General features: G+C 58.6%; 16 protein-coding genes. 4 read left to right on the forward strand and 12 right to left on the reverse strand.

Translation table 11 applies throughout. The features are described from left to right. Positions 1–8: 8 nt before the first annotated feature. The 4 genes from ACGYLQ_RS15465 to ACGYLQ_RS15480 all read right to left on the reverse strand — a co-directional run bounded on the left by ACGYLQ_RS15465 (position 9) and on the right by ACGYLQ_RS15480 (position 3,815). Complete coding sequence (locus tag ACGYLQ_RS15465; protein WP_394413943.1) at positions 9–974, reverse strand: ABC transporter permease; 966 nt, start codon at positions 972–974, stop codon at positions 9–11. A 73-nt stretch (positions 975–1,047) separates the two neighbouring features. After that, positions 1,048–2,607: an ABC transporter substrate-binding protein gene (locus ACGYLQ_RS15470; protein ID WP_394443710.1), complete on the reverse strand. Its 1,560-nt coding sequence runs from the start codon at positions 2,605–2,607 to the stop codon at positions 1,048–1,050. Between the two features lie 75 nt (positions 2,608–2,682). Further along, positions 2,683–3,075 (reverse strand): VOC family protein, encoded by a 393-nt coding sequence (locus tag ACGYLQ_RS15475; protein ID WP_394443711.1) that lies wholly within the window; start codon positions 3,073–3,075, stop codon positions 2,683–2,685. A 92-nt stretch (positions 3,076–3,167) separates the two neighbouring features. After that, positions 3,168–3,815, reverse strand: a complete 648-nt coding sequence (locus ACGYLQ_RS15480; protein ID WP_394443712.1) for a GntR family transcriptional regulator — start codon at positions 3,813–3,815, stop codon at positions 3,168–3,170. Between the two features lie 125 nt (positions 3,816–3,940). Here ACGYLQ_RS15480 and hydA point away from each other — a divergent pair, with 125 nt between their 5' ends. Further along, positions 3,941–5,332, forward strand: coding sequence for a dihydropyrimidinase (gene hydA, locus ACGYLQ_RS15485; RefSeq protein WP_394443713.1), 1,392 nt, complete (start codon positions 3,941–3,943; stop codon positions 5,330–5,332). Between the two features lie 42 nt (positions 5,333–5,374). Here hydA and ACGYLQ_RS15490 read toward each other — a convergent pair whose 3' ends face one another. The 3 genes from ACGYLQ_RS15490 to ACGYLQ_RS15500 are packed head-to-tail and all read right to left on the reverse strand — an operon-like array spanning position 5,375 to position 8,335. Beyond that, the gene (locus ACGYLQ_RS15490) at positions 5,375–6,487 is read right to left on the reverse strand and encodes a C4-dicarboxylate TRAP transporter substrate-binding protein (protein ID WP_394443714.1); all 1,113 of its coding nucleotides are present in this window, start codon (positions 6,485–6,487) and stop codon (positions 5,375–5,377) included. Between the two features lie 28 nt (positions 6,488–6,515). Continuing rightward, the gene (locus tag ACGYLQ_RS15495; protein ID WP_168612360.1) at positions 6,516–7,826 is read right to left on the reverse strand and encodes a TRAP transporter large permease; all 1,311 of its coding nucleotides are present in this window, start codon (positions 7,824–7,826) and stop codon (positions 6,516–6,518) included. Next, complete coding sequence (locus tag ACGYLQ_RS15500) at positions 7,823–8,335, reverse strand: TRAP transporter small permease subunit (RefSeq protein ID WP_209219519.1); 513 nt, start codon at positions 8,333–8,335, stop codon at positions 7,823–7,825. The genes ACGYLQ_RS15495 and ACGYLQ_RS15500 overlap by 4 nt, the downstream gene beginning before the upstream one ends. Positions 8,336–8,466: 131 nt before the next feature. On the opposite strand from ACGYLQ_RS15500, the gene ACGYLQ_RS15505 reads away from it, so the two are divergent. Then, positions 8,467–9,363 carry a LysR family transcriptional regulator gene (locus tag ACGYLQ_RS15505; protein ID WP_394443715.1) on the forward strand — a complete coding sequence of 299 codons (897 nt, stop codon included), beginning with the start codon at positions 8,467–8,469 and terminating at the stop codon, positions 9,361–9,363. A 71-nt stretch (positions 9,364–9,434) separates the two neighbouring features. Beyond that, the gene (locus tag ACGYLQ_RS15510) at positions 9,435–10,193 is read left to right on the forward strand and encodes an alpha/beta hydrolase (protein ID WP_394443716.1); all 759 of its coding nucleotides are present in this window, start codon (positions 9,435–9,437) and stop codon (positions 10,191–10,193) included. A gap of 47 nt (positions 10,194–10,240) precedes the next feature. Here the strand turns inward: ACGYLQ_RS15510 and ACGYLQ_RS15515 are convergent, their stop codons facing one another. The 5 genes from ACGYLQ_RS15515 to ACGYLQ_RS15535 all read right to left on the reverse strand — a co-directional run bounded on the left by ACGYLQ_RS15515 (position 10,241) and on the right by ACGYLQ_RS15535 (position 13,635). Next, positions 10,241–10,537, reverse strand: a complete 297-nt coding sequence (locus ACGYLQ_RS15515; RefSeq protein ID WP_394443717.1) for a CcdB family protein — start codon at positions 10,535–10,537, stop codon at positions 10,241–10,243. Further along, entirely contained in the window at positions 10,537–10,779 is a 243-nt protein-coding gene (locus ACGYLQ_RS15520) for a type II toxin-antitoxin system CcdA family antitoxin (RefSeq protein ID WP_394443718.1), read from the reverse strand. The genes ACGYLQ_RS15515 and ACGYLQ_RS15520 overlap by 1 nt, the downstream gene beginning before the upstream one ends. A 1,244-nt stretch (positions 10,780–12,023) precedes the next feature. After that, on the reverse strand, positions 12,024–12,536 hold the full coding sequence (locus tag ACGYLQ_RS15525; RefSeq protein WP_394443719.1) for a hypothetical protein: 513 nt from the start codon (positions 12,534–12,536) through the stop codon (positions 12,024–12,026). Continuing rightward, a complete protein-coding gene (locus ACGYLQ_RS15530) occupies positions 12,529–13,239 on the reverse strand; it encodes a hypothetical protein (RefSeq protein WP_394443720.1) in 711 nt (236 codons plus the stop codon). The genes ACGYLQ_RS15525 and ACGYLQ_RS15530 overlap by 8 nt, the downstream gene beginning before the upstream one ends. Before the next feature lie 147 nt (positions 13,240–13,386). Further along, on the reverse strand, positions 13,387–13,635 hold the full coding sequence (locus tag ACGYLQ_RS15535) for a helix-turn-helix domain-containing protein (protein ID WP_271694085.1): 249 nt from the start codon (positions 13,633–13,635) through the stop codon (positions 13,387–13,389). A gap of 58 nt (positions 13,636–13,693) precedes the next feature. Between ACGYLQ_RS15535 and ACGYLQ_RS15540 the strand changes: the two genes are divergently transcribed. Continuing rightward, positions 13,694–14,584, forward strand: coding sequence for a tyrosine-type recombinase/integrase (locus ACGYLQ_RS15540; protein WP_394443721.1), 891 nt, complete (start codon positions 13,694–13,696; stop codon positions 14,582–14,584). The last annotated feature ends 1 nt before the right edge of the window (position 14,585 follow it).

The following is a 14,585-nucleotide window of genomic DNA, read 5'->3' on the forward strand; positions in this document are numbered from 1 at the left end:
CACCGCCCTCATTTCAACGTGATGCGCGGGTCGATCAGCGTGTAGACGATGTCGACGAGGAAATTAATGATGACGAAGATCAGCGCGACCAGCATCAGGTAGACGACGATCACCGGGCGGTCGGCGCGGTAGATGCTGTCGATCAAAAGCTTGCCCATGCCGGGCCAGGAAAAGATCGTCTCGGTGATCGTGGCAAAGGCGATGAGATCGCCCAGTTGCAGGCCGAAGATGGTGATGACCGGAATGAGCGCGTTCTTCAGCCCGTGTTTGTAGAGCACGTCGCGGCGCGTCGCACCCTTGGCGCGGGCGAACTTCATGAAGTCCTGCCGCCCGACCTCCATCATGCCCGCGCGGGTCATACGCAAGAGGATCGCCATGGTGGCGAGCGAGAGCGTCACCGCCGGGAGAATGATGTGATGCCAGCCGTCGGCGGTCAGCAGGCTGATGCGCAGCCCGAAGATCTCGGCCGTGTCGCCGCGCCCCGAGGAGGGGAAGATCCCCCAATGCACGGCAAAGAGGAAGATCAGCACCATGCCGACCCAGAAACCGGGAAGCGAGATGCCAAGAAGAGAGCCCGCCATGATCGTGCGGCTGATGCGGGAGTTCGGGTTGGCCCCGGCATAGACGCCAAGCGGAATGGCCACCGCGAGCGCCAGCGCCATAGCGACCAGCACCATCTCGACGGTGGCGGGGAGACGTTCGAGGATCAGCGTCATCGCGGGCTGGCGGAAGACGTAGGAATTGCCGAAATCGCCCTGTACGAGGCTCGTGATGAAGCGCCCGTATTGCACCAGCAGCGACTGGTCGAGCCCGAGGATGCGGCGCGCCTGCGCGATCTCGGCATCGGTGGCGTCGATCGGCACGACCATGAACACCGGATCACCGGTGAAACTCATCATCAAGAAGACGATCACGGAGACGATCCAGAGGACGAGCGTCATCTGGATCAGACGTTTGAGCAGATATCCGAACATCGGCGGCTACAGTCTTTCGGCAAGGAGAAGAAAGACCCCGGCAGCGCAGGCCGCCGGGGTCGGAGGCTGCGGCTTACTCGGCCACGTCCATGTCATAGGCCCAGATAAACTTGTCCACGCGCGGCTCGAGCATCACGCCGTCACGCTTGGCGTAGATGTCCTGCTCGTAATGCACGGGGATCATCGGGATGTCGTTCAACAAGAGCTTGGAGGCTTCCTGCAGGTACTGGTCACGCTCTTCGATGCTGGGGGTGGCGTCGGCCTTATCGACCAGCGCGTCGAGCTCCGGGTTGGAGTAGGAACCGCGGTTGACCTGCCCGTAGCCTTCCTTCTTGTCGCGGGTGTAGAACAGCGCGCCGTACATGGAGCCTGCATCCCCCGCCGGCACGTCCCAGCCCGACATGATGAAGCTGGAGTTCTCTGTGGGCACGCGGATGTAGCCCCAGAAGTTTGACTTGGGCATGATGTTCAGCTGCAGGTCGATGTTGATCTTGGCCAGCATCGAGGCCAGCGCCTGCGCGATCTGCGCGTCGTTGACGTAGCGGTTGTTGGTGGCGTCCAGCGTCATGGTGAAGCCGTCGGCATAGCCCGCCTCGGCCATAAGCTCTTTCGCCTTCTCGATGTCGACCGGGTACATCTCGCGGAAGCTCATGCCGTCGGCATAGCCGATGTGGCTTTCCGGAACGAATTGGTCACTCGGGGTGGCCAGACCGTTCATGACGATCTTGTTAATCGCATCGGTGTCGATGGCCCGCGCGATCGCTTCGCGCACCCGCTGGTCGGTCATCGGGTTGTCGCCTTCGATGGTCGGGGATTTTTCGCGGGTGTCCATGGCCAGCACGACGTTCAGAAGGCTCGGCCGGGTGACGACCTCAAAACCCTCTTCGCGTTTGACCCGGTCCACATCACGCACCGCGAGGTCTTGAATCACGTCCACTTCACCGGTTAGCAACGCTGCGGTGCGGGTCGCGGGATTGGTGATCGGACGGAAGGTGACCGTGTCGATCTTAGGCTCGCCGGCCCAATAGTCGTCATTGGCCGAAAGGGTCAGTTTCTCTTCCTTGATCCAGCTCTCCAGCTTGTAAGGACCGGTGCCCATCGGCTCGAGGTCCATCTTCTCGTCGCCAGTAGCTTCGGTGTATTCACTGTCGAGGATCAGCAATTCAGCCAGATCATTGGGCAGCACCGCATAGGGTTTGGGCGTCTTGATCTCGACTGTGTGGTCATCGACTGCGGTGATTGAGGCGATGTTAGCCACGAGATCCGGCCGAATCGACTCGCGCGTTTTTTCGACTGTGTAAACGACGTCCTCAGCGGTGAATTCGTTGCCATTGTGGAACTTCACACCTTCGCGCAGCTTGAAGCGCCATGTGGTGTCGTCGACATTTTCCCAGCTTTCCGCAAGGCCGGGGCCGAAGGACAGATCAGCGCTGCGCTTCACCAGCGGATCGTAGAGGTGGTAGTACATGATGTTAGACGACAACTCCTCACCCGCCAGCGGGTAGAGGTGGCTTGGGTCCGCGGTAAGGCCAATGGTGACCGATTTTTCAGCCAATGCCGCGCCCGCCGTCGTGGCCATTAGGGCCAGACCGAGGGCACTGCCACGCAGCGCGGTTTCACTGAGGTATTTCATGGGTAGCTTCTCCACTGTTGGATGGGTGACGGGGCCACTTGGCGGGCCCTCATTCATTATGGTGACGGATCGGCGTCAGTTGCCCGGGCGGGCAGTCTGCACCTCGATCTGATAGCCCTCGGGATCGTTCATGGCGAAGGCGCGGATGCCCAGCTCATCACTGTCGAACATCTTGGTCAGCCCGGCGACCTTGTTGGCCTCAGCCCAAGCATACCAAGCGTCGACATCCGGCACGCGCAGGCAAAGCTGAACGGTCTTCTTCTCCTGCCATTTCTGCATGCCGCGGGTTTCATCCACGAGACCGACATGGGCTTGGCCGTCGATCTGGTAGATCTTGGACCACCCCTGATCAATGGCGAGCGTCAGGCCCAGCACGTTCTCGTAGAAGCGCATCGCTGTCGGCAAATCGCGGTAATACTGAAAGGTGATCGCGAGAACGATACCGCCCTCGGGTCGTTGCGCCTGCATGGAATCCCCAATGCGTTCCTAATTGGTATCCCTACGGTATACACTCGGAATGCTGAGTCAACCACCTTTGCGCCGGCGCTGCCCCACGGGGATTAGAATGGGTGATAAATGTGCGAAATGATCGATTCTCGAACATTGCTGAGATGCAGCTTCATCGCAGCGCTGGCGGCGTAGGGCTCCTTGGCGATGACCGCGTCGATCAAAGCGATATGCTCCTCGCACCCCGGCACTAGACGATCAGGGATCGAACCTTGATCGTACATGCCGGTTTTGACCTTAAGGCTTTCGATCAGCTCGAGCAGAAGATTTGAGCCTGCCATCTCGGCAAGGATGAAATGCAGCCGCATATCCAGAGCGGAATGCTCTGCCGCTGTAGGGCGCGGGCCATCTATAAACCCTTGCATTTTATTGCGAATATCGCTTAGCTCCGCGGTTTCCTTGCCCGAAGACGCGGCTTTGCGCGCCGCCTCACATTCCAGCAGGCTACGCACATGCAGAATCTCCATGATCTCATTTAGGGACACACTTGAGACCACCGGCGCGCTACCTGCGCTGCGCTTTGCAAGACCTTCGCTGACCAGCTGACCGATTGCCTCTCGCACTGGTGTCCGCGATACGCCTAAATGGTCGGCGAACTTCTTTTCGCTCAGCCGCGTGCCCGGCTCAAGCGTGCCGTCCAAGATCATCGCCTTCAGCCGTTTGAAGGTGGCATCCCCGAGCGTTTCGATTTTATCGGTCATGTTACCTCCTCTCGGGGCCAAGAGCCCGCCTCCGCCGCGATACATCTTTTATCGGTATACCATATGGTATACGCATGGTATGATTATTTTCACCATCCCAGATACTGCATATCGTCGAGGTTGCCATGCAAAGCAAACAGATTGACACCGTCATTCGTGGCGGGACCGTTGTAACGCCCATAGGCGCTGCGGTTCAGGACATCGCCATCGCGGAGGGTAAAATTAGTGAGTTGAGCAATACCATCACATCCTCTGCCCCGACAGAAATCGACGCGCGCGGCCTGCTGGTATTGCCCGGTGGTGTAGATACCCATTGCCATATCGAACAGATGTCCGGCGCAGGGTTGATGAATGCCGATACGTTCCGCACCGCCACACGCTCTGCCGCGATGGGCGGGACCACGACCACCGTTTCATTCGCCGCACAACACGCGGGCCAGAAGATGCGGAAGGTTGTGGGGAACTATGCCGCGCTTGCCAAGAAGGGCGCGGTGATCGATCACGCATTTCACATGATCGTCGCCGACACGGGCAATGGCAATCTGGCCGAAGACATCCCGGCGCTGATCGCCGAAGGGCACCGTTCGATCAAGATATTCACCACCTACGCCAAGGTTCGCCAGGACGACAAATCTATCCTCGATATCCTTGCTTTGGCGCGGGATGCGGGCGCGCTCGTCTGTTTTCACGCCGAGAATGACGGGATGATCGGCCATATGACCGAAAAGCTGCTGGCCGAGGGCAAGACCGCCCCGAAATACCACGCCGCCTCCCACCCACGCGAGGCAGAGATCGAGGCGATCGACCGGATGTGCCGTTTCGCCGAATTCACCGGGGCGCGGGTGATGATCTTTCACGTCTCAACCGGTGAAGGGGCCGAGATCATCCGGCAGGCCCGCGCGCGTGGGGTGAAGGTGCAGGCCGAGACCTGTCCGCACTACCTTTTCATGACCGAGGATATTCTGGACAGCGAGAATCCGGCCCGCTTTATGTGCTCCCCTCCGCAGCGCAGTACTGAGGATCAGGCCGCTCTTTGGGAGGCAATGGCCGATGGCACGATTGAGCTGATCACCTCAGACCATGCGCCCTACCGGATGGACGCAAGCGGCAAGTTCGCCCATGGGGAAAATGCGCCATTCAATCAAATCGCCAATGGGATGCCGGGGCTGGAGACGCGCTTGCCGCTGATGTTCAGCGCGATGGTGAGCGAGGGACGCATGGATGTCGAAGCATTCGCCAAAGTGACCGCCACCGCGCCTGCGCGAGCCTTTCGTCTGGATGGCAAAGGCGCAATTGCCGAAGGCTTCGATGCTGATCTGGCGATTTGGGATCCTGAGGCTTCTTACACCTACGGCGCCGATGATCTGCATGACAACACCGGTTACAATCCCTTCGAAGGCACTACCGTCAAAGGCATGCCGCGCCATGTGCTCTCTCGGGGTGAGCTATTGGTCAGGGACCGGGCGCTGGTTACCGAAGCGCCGCGCGGTCGCTGGTTGCCAATGCGGGCGGGCTAAGGGTCGCCATTGCGGCGCCCCTACCCTTCTACGCACTAAAGCTTAGTTCATGCCGTAGTTTGCACGGTCCAGCTTGTCATAGATCTCGCTTTTTGCCAGAGCCGCGAGCGCGTCGGTATCGGTGTGATCCACATCGGCCAGCAGTTCGGCCCAGCGGTCCACAATGCGCTTATAGTCTTCAAGCAGAGCCTCGGGGTTCTCGATGCCGCGGCTTTTGGCGTTTTCCATCAGCACGGCTTCGTCCGCTTTGACGAATTCCGCCAGCGCGTCTTTAAGGGCTTGGTCGGGCTCGAAGACTTCCATACCGCCTTCTTTCGCAGCAGAGACCGCTTTGTCGACGTCCTTGTCGAACTCAACCCGGTGCTGCGCCAAATAGTAGGCCATCTGGTCAAACAAAACGTCGCGCGATTCTTGCGACAGACCCTGCCAAAACGTCGGGTTATAGCCCCACTCGAAACCGGCGTAGTAGTTCCCCACTGCCAGCATGTTCAGATGGGTCACCACATCGGAAAGAGAGAAGGAGTCCAGCGCGTCGGCGGCCGCCACAGCGCAGTCGAGCGAGCCTGTGTCGAGGCCGGTGTACATCTCGCTCGAGGGGATCGATACGGGCACGGCGCCCACATGTTCGGCAAACCGCGACCAGGCGCCCCCGGCCATGCGTAGGCGTTTACCTTGGATATCTTCATAGGTGGCGACAGGCGTGTTGCACATCATATAATATTCCGAGGTCGAGTAGCCGCCACCGAAGACCACGCCATTCTCTTTCCATTCGGCCAAGGCGGCTTCGTTGGTTAGGCCAAACTCAGTCGAGGCGAAGGCCATGATCATCGGGTCGGTGTTGTAGAAGGCGAAGTTGCCGATCAAGTTCGCGACAGGCAGTTCTGACGGCGTATAGGTGCCTGCGTGATAGGTCACCTGTGCCACACCATCGCGCACGCCTTGCAGTGAAGCTGCAGGCGGCAGCAAGGAACCGCCAGCGAAGACGGTGAAATTCACCTCCCCATTGGTTTCTTCGGCCACACGTTCGGCAAATTCCACGTACGGACCGCGCACCATCGAATGGCGTTCCGCAAAGAAGTGGTTCGCGTTCTGGGCTGCGGCCGCAGTGCCGAGGCCACAGACCGCGAGGGCCAGTATAGATGTATTGAGTTTCATGTTGTCGTCTCCTCCGGTTAAAAAAGCGTTACTGCGCCATGAGCGAGGGCAGGAACAGGCTGATCGCGGGAAAGGCGATCAGGATAAAAAGCGTCACGATGTCCATAGCGATGAACCATGTTGTGCCCGAGATGATGTCGCGCAACTTGACCTCGCCCGAGAGCGCGCTGTGCAGGACATAGAGGTTCAGGCCGACCGGCGGTGTCACCAGCCCGATCTCCAAAAGCTTGATGCAAATGATGCCGAACCAAATGAGGTTGATGTCTGCGGCCTCAAGCACGGGCAGCAGGATCGGTAGTGTCAGCAGGATCAGGCCGATAGAGTCGATGACCATGCCCAAGATGACGAAAAGCGCGGCAATCATCAGGATGATCACGATCTGATTGTCCGACACCGACAGCATCATATCCGTCAGAGCGCGCGGTACGCCCGACAGCCCCATGAAGCGGGTGAACATCACTGCGCCGATGGAAAGGAAAAAGATCGAAGAGGTCGCGAGCGTCGTCTGGCGGATCGCCTCGGCCAGCGCTTTGCGGGTCAGCGAGCGGCGCAGCAGTGCAACCGTCGCGGCGAGGAACGCACCCACGGCACCTGCTTCAGTCGGGGTGAAGAAACCGCCGAAGATGCCGCCCAAGACCCCGAGCACCAGCACAGGAAATGGCCAGACGGACCATAGCAGGCTCAGCACTTGCGCCCGGTCAATCCGCTCAACCACGGGCGGGGCAAGCTGCGGTGTGACTGTGGCGCGAACAGTGATCATCGCCATATATACGAAGGCAGAGAGCACACCGGGAATGACGCCCGCGATGAAGAGCTGGCCGATCGATTGCTCAGTGAAAATGCCGTAGAGCACCATGAGGATTGACGGCGGGATGAGGGAGCCAAGCGTGCCTGAAGCCGCGACGACACCGGTGGCCAGCGAAGGGTGATATTTCGCCTTCAGCATCTCCGGCACGGCGATCTTCGACATGGCGGCGGTGGTCGCGATGGAAGAGCCGGAAGCGGCCGCGAAAAGCCCGCAAGCGCCGACACTGGCCGAGGCCAGACCGCCAGGCACCCGCGCCAGCAGCACCCGCAAAAGGTCAAACGCGCCTGCGGTAAGTCCGGTATTGGCGGCGATGAACCCCATGAAGAGGAACATCGGGATTGCCGTCAGCGACCAGTCTCCGATCAAATTGAATGGCATGGCGCTGACGATGCCAAAAGCGGCTTGCAGGTTGAACATCACCGTGATGCCCACAAAGGACACCGCCATAAGAGCCGTCCCGATGGACATCCGAAAGGCCAGCAGACCGAACAACGTGCCCACACCGATCCAGCCGATAACGAGATTACTCATGACATGCCTCCATCGAGGTCGGACTGGGTGACAGGCTGCCCGCGGAGCACCAGCAGCCCCCGCAGCAAGGCGGCGAGGCTGGCAAGGCCGAAGCCAAGCGGCAGAACCATACGTGAGGGCCAGACGATAACTTCACGCCCGCCCATCACGACTTCGCCCACACGCAGGGCGCGCATGGCGTCCAGCCCGGTGCGCCATGTCATTACGGCCAAGATCGCGGCGGCGGCCAGGCAGCTAAAGAGCAACGCGAGTTTCTGAAGCCATGCGGGGAAGTGATTGAACAACAGATCGACCGAGATTTGCTGGTCCTGCATCTCGACAAAGGCCATCGGCAGCATGACCAGCGCGACCATATAGTAGTAGGACGACATCTCGACCGTGCCTTGGATCGGCGCGTTCCAAACCAGTTTAGCGACGACATCCGCCACGATGTTCAGCATCATCGCGATGACGCCAAAGCCGCCGATAAACATCAGCCAAGAGCATAACCTGTTGAACAGCGTCAGCATCGGGCCTCCTCCCCATACCAAGACGGGAACCGGGCCCGTAATTCCGATTCAACCTCACCGCTGAAGGGTCAGTTGACAAATAGCGATGGTTGATCGAGTGATAACGAAACGCGATCAACACGGAAGCATCAATGAACGACAGCAGGAAACCCACAAGGCTCGACCTCCGACATCTGCGATACGCTTTGGCCGTGGCCGATGCCCAGGGCTTCCGCGCCGCAGCCGAGATGCTCAATATCGCGCAGCCGGCCATTTCAAAAGCCGTGAAAGACACTGAGGTGGATTTGGGGTTTCGGATATTCGATCGCAGCGGGCCGCGCGTGATCCCCACACCGGAAGGCGTCGTTTTCCTCGACGATGCGCGCCAGACGGTCGCGCAGTTCGAGCGGACAATCCGCGCTTCACGCCAGAATGCGGCCGGGGCCCGAGGGCATATCATCGTGGGCTATTCCGCTCTCGCCACCTCACGGCAAATCTCGGAAGCGCTGGATGCCTTCCACCGCAGCGTCCCCGGCGTGCAGGTCGAGATGCATGTCATGTCCACGGATAACATGCTGAAAAACCTAAAATCCGGTGCGATCGACCTTGGATTTTTGCTCTCTCATCCCACCGTTGGCGCACCGGGGATCGACCAAATGCCCGTCTGGAGTTCGCGCATCGGTGTGGTCGCCCCCGCAGGCGAAGCCCCCGCGCAAGTGGATGATCTGGCTGAGATGCCCTTCGTCATGGGGCTGCGAGAAAACTGGCGATCATGGCGCGCCTTGCTCGACAGCGCATGCGATCGCGCGGGCCTTACCCCCGTGGTGGTGGATGAGGCTTGGGACGTGCAGGTGATCTTACAGCGCGTAGCCGAACGCCGAGGCGTGACGCTTTTCCCCATGACCATGGCCGAGAGTCTGCCCGCAGCGTTAGAACTGGTGCCGATAGCGGGCCTAAATGCAGAGGCGACGATCTCGATGGCATGGAGTATCAAGGCAGATACCGGGCTGCTGCGTCAGTTCCGCAACCACTTCCCCCCGCTTGGTTGATCGCGTTCGGTTATCGCACGATACCACAAGTCTATTTGCGTAACGCTGGGATAGCGCGATCATATGCGCCTATGAAACAGACCCCGATCGCCCCCTTCGACCTGCCCGAGGCGCAGCCTTTTCTTCTCGAAGGCAGCGACACCGGATTTCTCTTTTTCCACGGCTTCACCAGCACGCCGCAGAGCGTGCGCGAAGTCGCAGAAAAAGTACATGAGATCAGCGGCGCGACGGTATATTGCCCGCGTCTTGCGGGACATGGCGAAACCCCTGCCGCCTTGGCTAAAACCGGCCAAGCGGATTGGGTCGCCTCAGCAGAGGACGCTCTCGCCACCCTCTCCACAAGCTGTGCCCGGGTGATCGTCGGCGGGCTATCCCTGGGCGCGACGCTATCGCTCAACCTCGCCGCCAGAATGCCCGATAAGATACAGGGCGTGGTCAGCATCAACGGCTCCACCGGCCTCTACCGCCCCGAGGTTGTAGCGCCGCTTTACGACGCAGACGGGCCAGCGTTCATCGACGGCATCGGCTCCGATATCGCCGAACCGGGGAGGACCGAAATCTGCTATGATCGGATCCCACGCGATACGCTAAAAGAGCGCTTCTTGCTGACGAATGCGACCGGCGCCTTGCTGCCACTGATACGGCAGCCGATCCAGATTATGCAGTCGCGATGCGACAATGTCGTCGACCCACAAAACGCGCTGCGTATCGCGACCTCGGTGGGGTCAGGTGAGATACGACTGTCTTGGTTGGAGCGGTCTTACCATGTGGCGACGCTAGATTATGATCAAGGCGAGATTGCGCGGCGGATTGCTGGGTTCTTAGCGTAACCGAATCCGACAGCGCGCGGAGGACATGGCTGGTCAAATTGGTCTGCTCAGAACCCCGAAAAGACCATGTCGAGCGCACCGCGGATTTCATAGTCTGATGCGGAAAGGTCCGCGATGGGAGGACTTTTGAGCAACGCAGAGGGGATCGCCGCCATCTCTGCAGTATGCAGGGCATAGGCATCGCCGTTAATTTCGAGTACCGGCTCCAGACGTCCTATGACCCTCGGCCCGCCTGCAATTGGGATCAAAGGAGCGACGACGCGGGAACCTGTGTCGATGAGATCCGTCTGAAGGTCGAGCACAAGCCGCTCGCCAGATACTTGGTAGACTTGGAACTGCGCCATCAGCCGAGCCGCAGCACCTGCAAGTCCGCCAGCGGCATCCCATGGGCCTCAATCCAAGCGCGGCGCTCTGAGATCGCCGCCGCGTTGTCTGATGCCCAAGCTGCGGCCCGTGCCGCACGCACAGCTTCTCCGACAGCAGCATCGCTGATTGCAGACACATTCAAGCCCAACTCCCGGGCAGCGGCGAGGTTCTCTGCAGTCAGGGTAATGTTTGTGCGCTGCTTTTCGGCCGTGGTCTGCATGCCATCCTCCTAGATCACATAATAAATACACATGATTGGTGTGTAATGCAATGGATCACAGATCACTTCCCTACTCGCGCGAATGCCCGGCCGGATTGCAGGAGGCGCGTTTTTTACCCATCTCTGAGCCTCGTCAGGCGGATCGGCCCGCGCGCCGCTGATGGTGCACGTTATCGGAGCTTTGATGGGAGAACAGTTATGCCACCTGATCGAGCTGCGAACGGGCACGCTGAAGCCCGGAGAGTTTGAGCACACCAAAGATAAAACTCCCGCAATGCAACCCAATGGCGAGCCCAATGCCGTTTCGGGAAAATAGAGCCCAACGTTAGGCGTGAGCCACGTATGGAACAAAATTTTCACACAGAGCCAGCCCGGCAACGGCACAACGGCTCTCAGCTCTATATGCACCGATTTAAGGTAGAAGCCCAGGACACCGATAGTCTCGATAGGCAATGCTTTTTCTGCGATTACCGTGTCATTCTCGCGAAACCAGCGGCAACGGGCTCCCAAGACGTCCCGTCGCCATACCCGCAAACCTGAGAGTTCGCGTACTAGGGCGGCTATCTGCGATCTAGCCCCACAGTCGAGGCTTCACACCTAGGACTATCTTATCGTCCAATTATTTGATGCTTTCCGACGTCGCCGCCTGGCAAACTGAAGCACGTACCGGACCTGTATGTAAGTTGTCCGTGTTGCACACCGGCAGTCCACCAGCGCCCTGCCCCACAAGCCTTTTCTGAGCATGGCGGGTTCTCTCTAACACCACCTAAAGGAGTAAAATGGTTCGTTTCGGGAAACGGCATTTGACGAGAACTGCGCAAATCATTGAACCACGAGTGCGCAAGCCAACTATATACCCCCAAGACAAGGCGACCCCTCGAAAAACTGTAAGTTCCGAACGCCCCGCGCGAGATTTGCTTGACGATACGAACGCTCCGTGTCGCGCGCTAACGGCTGGAACCAAGGTCGCCGCCTAGCCCAGACAAACACTGGGATGGGAAACGATTGAGATATGACTTCAACCCCTTGCCCCAGATAAGAAGAGACGCCGGCTCACAGCGAAGGAGGCGGCTTCAGTTGCTGCTGACAAACTGTGCATGGCAAAGAGCATTTCGGGGCGAAGACCGGCTTCGCCCCGAAAATGAATGATCCATAATGTCAAATAGCGTGCCGCAAAAAGCAATGACCGCTTCGTGACGGCAAATCCGTTACTTCCTTATGCCCGCCTCAAAGCGCGATCCGCGTTACTTGCCGGGTGGACAAGGATCGTCTTTGACAAGCGCCTTGATATAGGCAGCTTGCGCTTTCTTCCTGCTGGTCTCAGCCTCGCGGCGATAGCGCTTCAGGAGATCAGCCTTTTTCCAGTAGGCTTTCCAGAATGCTGCCTCCTGCGCGGCTGCGACTGCCGTAGCGACATCCCCGGTTTGCGATAAGACGATTTCCCGCATTGCTGGGACGTCAAGCACCACTTGCCGGAAGTCGTCAATCGTAACAGCATCTGCTCTCGCACCGCCAAAAAGGTGCTCGCGCTCGGCTGCGCTGGCGCGCTCAACTCGCGCCTCAGCTTCCGCCAACGCCCATGCCAAGCGGGTCACTTCATGAGTCACGTAGCTTGCCGCACATTGTCCAGGGTTGTTTAGAATCTCGCGGTAAATCTTGAGCGTTTGCTCGCTCGGCACGGGCGCAGTTAGCCCGTGCCGTCTGGCATTTTGCGATGGGTCAGAGCGCGCACCGCCGGTTTCATCGCGCTTATCCATTTTGCCGCATCCTTGGGGCAATGACACGAAGAGCGTCGAAATCATCCAGAAGGTCGCGGCGACGCTTTTCCAAGCTTTCGATGCGCTTTTCATGATGGCTCAAACCCTCCGCGAGTGTTTGATAGGCACGCGCGTAAAGCTCATCGAGCGTTGTGCCCGCGGCCTGCAACTTTTCCTCCGCTTTAACCTGGCGCGTAGGGTCCTCCCCCACCAGATCTCGCGCGAGTTTCAAATGTCTTTGTTCTACATCTGGCCGAATTACAAAACGGCCAGATGAGAAATAGCCTGCTGCAAAATCGCGCACGGCTGCCATAAGACGCGTATCACGCAGCCGTCGATGCTGCTCCAACTCCATCTCCAGAATAGCGATTTCACTGGCACGGCGGCGCTCCAGCGCGCTGCGGGCTTGGAGGGTGTCATGAACCTCGCCAAGAATCTTTTGATGGTTTTCTCGACTTCCTCCGAGAGCGACAGGGAGGCGTTTGTGTTGCACAGCAACGGGATCTTTGGGCTTTTTTGTCATTTCTGGGTTCCTTGCGAAGGGATAAATTTTCTCAGACGTTGCTTTTGCCGGGAGCGGAAAAGAGCCAAATCGAGACGCAAGGCGGCGCACGCGCAGGTGCGATAAAGCCAAAAATTGATGTGGGAAAACCGAAATTGCGCATTGGTGCGTCCCTGCAAACAGCAGAGGGATTGGCATCATGCACATCACCTCCGCTGAGCGGAAATCGAACCTAGCACATCATGCGCACGGTATGTGTCTCACACACTACATATGGGGACTGCAGCGCGCAAGCTCTTTGGCAGTAAGCTCTGAAACGCGTGCCATGCTGCCGCATTAAAGGCGGCTTCAGGAAACAGTTGTGTAAAACCGCAGGCCGGGCGCGTCGTCAGGGGCGCCGATAAACTCAATCCCGGCAGCCTCAAAACAGGTACGGAGTATTTCGAGGTTGTTTTTGCGCGATTTGGGCACCGTAGCTTCGGCCATTTCATAGCGCACAATCGTCGCAGTACCGATACCTGTGGCATCGGAGAGGTCCTTAACTGACCAATTCAGCGCGGCGCGCGCTGTCCGTATTTGCTGACCCGTGATTGACATAGTGTTAGTTATGATCTATTTTTTATCATAACTGAACTATTCTTACCGGAGATCGGGCATGTTGGATTGGAGCAAAGCATTAGAAACTCTCGATGGGGCATATTCCGATGCAACGATGCGCGCATATCATTGTGATGTGCAAGCCTATGTCACTTGGTGTGCGCAAGAGCGGCTTGATCCCTTTCCTGCAAGTGTTGCGCAGGTCTGCGCATTTTTGGAAGCCGAAGGCAGGCAAATGGCGCCCTCGACTGTAAGGCGCCGCCTATATGCGATCCGCAAGATTCACAGGCTGTTGGGCCTTGCTGACCCGACACATGACGAAGCGATAAATCTAGCCTACCGCCGGGTGCGCCGCGCTAGACCAGTCCGCCCTCAGCAAGCCCGGGGATTGACTGCTCTGCACCTTGAACGTTTTCTAGCCGTCCAGCCGAAGACACCTTGGGGAATGCGCAACACAGCCATGCTGTCTTTAGGTTATGAACTAATGACCCGTAGATCAGAGCTCGTTGCATTGCGCGACGACGATATCACGCTGCGGAGCGATGGCACTCTTCGAGTACTGATCAGGCGCAGCAAAGCGGATCAAGAAGGTCAAGGGCGCATCGCCTTTACTTCGGCCGATACGGCTTGTCGCGTTTTGGATTGGCAGGCTTGGCGCGGTCCACGCACTGAATGGCTCTTCTGCCCAATCTATCAAGAACGCCCGGTAGATCGCAGCCTCAGCGACACAACCGTCAAGACGGTTGTCAAAACAGCCGCGAAACAGGCCGGCTATTCTCCTGAAGAGGTTCGGGCGTTCAGCGGCCACTCTATGCGTGTAGGCGCAGCCCAAGACCTTCTACGCAAAGGCTTCGATACTGCTGCTATCATGAGGGCCGGAGGCTGGAAATCTGTGAATGTGCTCGCACGCTATCTAGAATATGCTGAGCAGAACGTTTGGGAAGCCTGAG

The sequence above is a fragment of the Sulfitobacter sp. 1A12779 genome (genome assembly GCF_043557315.1).
Lineage (GTDB): Bacteria > Pseudomonadota > Alphaproteobacteria > Rhodobacterales > Rhodobacteraceae > Sulfitobacter > Sulfitobacter faviae.

What these genes read in the sequence shown, in the direction of transcription:
- ACGYLQ_RS15465 (WP_394413943.1), bottom strand. Translation starts at nt 974, where the DNA reads ATGTTCGGATATCTGCTCAAACGTCTGATCCAGATGACGCTCGTCCTC.
- ACGYLQ_RS15470 (WP_394443710.1), bottom strand. Translation starts at nt 2,607, where the DNA reads ATGAAATACCTCAGTGAAACCGCGCTGCGTGGCAGTGCCCTCGGTCTG.
- ACGYLQ_RS15475 (WP_394443711.1), bottom strand. Translation starts at nt 3,075, where the DNA reads ATGCAGGCGCAACGACCCGAGGGCGGTATCGTTCTCGCGATCACCTTT.
- ACGYLQ_RS15480 (WP_394443712.1), bottom strand. Translation starts at nt 3,815, where the DNA reads ATGACCGATAAAATCGAAACGCTCGGGGATGCCACCTTCAAACGGCTG.
- hydA (WP_394443713.1), top strand. Translation starts at nt 3,941, where the DNA reads ATGCAAAGCAAACAGATTGACACCGTCATTCGTGGCGGGACCGTTGTA.
- ACGYLQ_RS15490 (WP_394443714.1), bottom strand. Translation starts at nt 6,487, where the DNA reads ATGAAACTCAATACATCTATACTGGCCCTCGCGGTCTGTGGCCTCGGC.
- ACGYLQ_RS15495 (WP_168612360.1), bottom strand. Translation starts at nt 7,826, where the DNA reads ATGAGTAATCTCGTTATCGGCTGGATCGGTGTGGGCACGTTGTTCGGT.
- ACGYLQ_RS15500 (WP_209219519.1), bottom strand. Translation starts at nt 8,335, where the DNA reads ATGCTGACGCTGTTCAACAGGTTATGCTCTTGGCTGATGTTTATCGGC.
- ACGYLQ_RS15505 (WP_394443715.1), top strand. Translation starts at nt 8,467, where the DNA reads ATGAACGACAGCAGGAAACCCACAAGGCTCGACCTCCGACATCTGCGA.
- ACGYLQ_RS15510 (WP_394443716.1), top strand. Translation starts at nt 9,435, where the DNA reads ATGAAACAGACCCCGATCGCCCCCTTCGACCTGCCCGAGGCGCAGCCT.
- ACGYLQ_RS15515 (WP_394443717.1), bottom strand. Translation starts at nt 10,537, where the DNA reads ATGGCGCAGTTCCAAGTCTACCAAGTATCTGGCGAGCGGCTTGTGCTC.
- ACGYLQ_RS15520 (WP_394443718.1), bottom strand. Translation starts at nt 10,779, where the DNA reads ATGCAGACCACGGCCGAAAAGCAGCGCACAAACATTACCCTGACTGCA.
- ACGYLQ_RS15525 (WP_394443719.1), bottom strand. Translation starts at nt 12,536, where the DNA reads ATGGATAAGCGCGATGAAACCGGCGGTGCGCGCTCTGACCCATCGCAA.
- ACGYLQ_RS15530 (WP_394443720.1), bottom strand. Translation starts at nt 13,239, where the DNA reads ATGATGCCAATCCCTCTGCTGTTTGCAGGGACGCACCAATGCGCAATT.
- ACGYLQ_RS15535 (WP_271694085.1), bottom strand. Translation starts at nt 13,635, where the DNA reads ATGTCAATCACGGGTCAGCAAATACGGACAGCGCGCGCCGCGCTGAAT.
- ACGYLQ_RS15540 (WP_394443721.1), top strand. Translation starts at nt 13,694, where the DNA reads ATGTTGGATTGGAGCAAAGCATTAGAAACTCTCGATGGGGCATATTCC.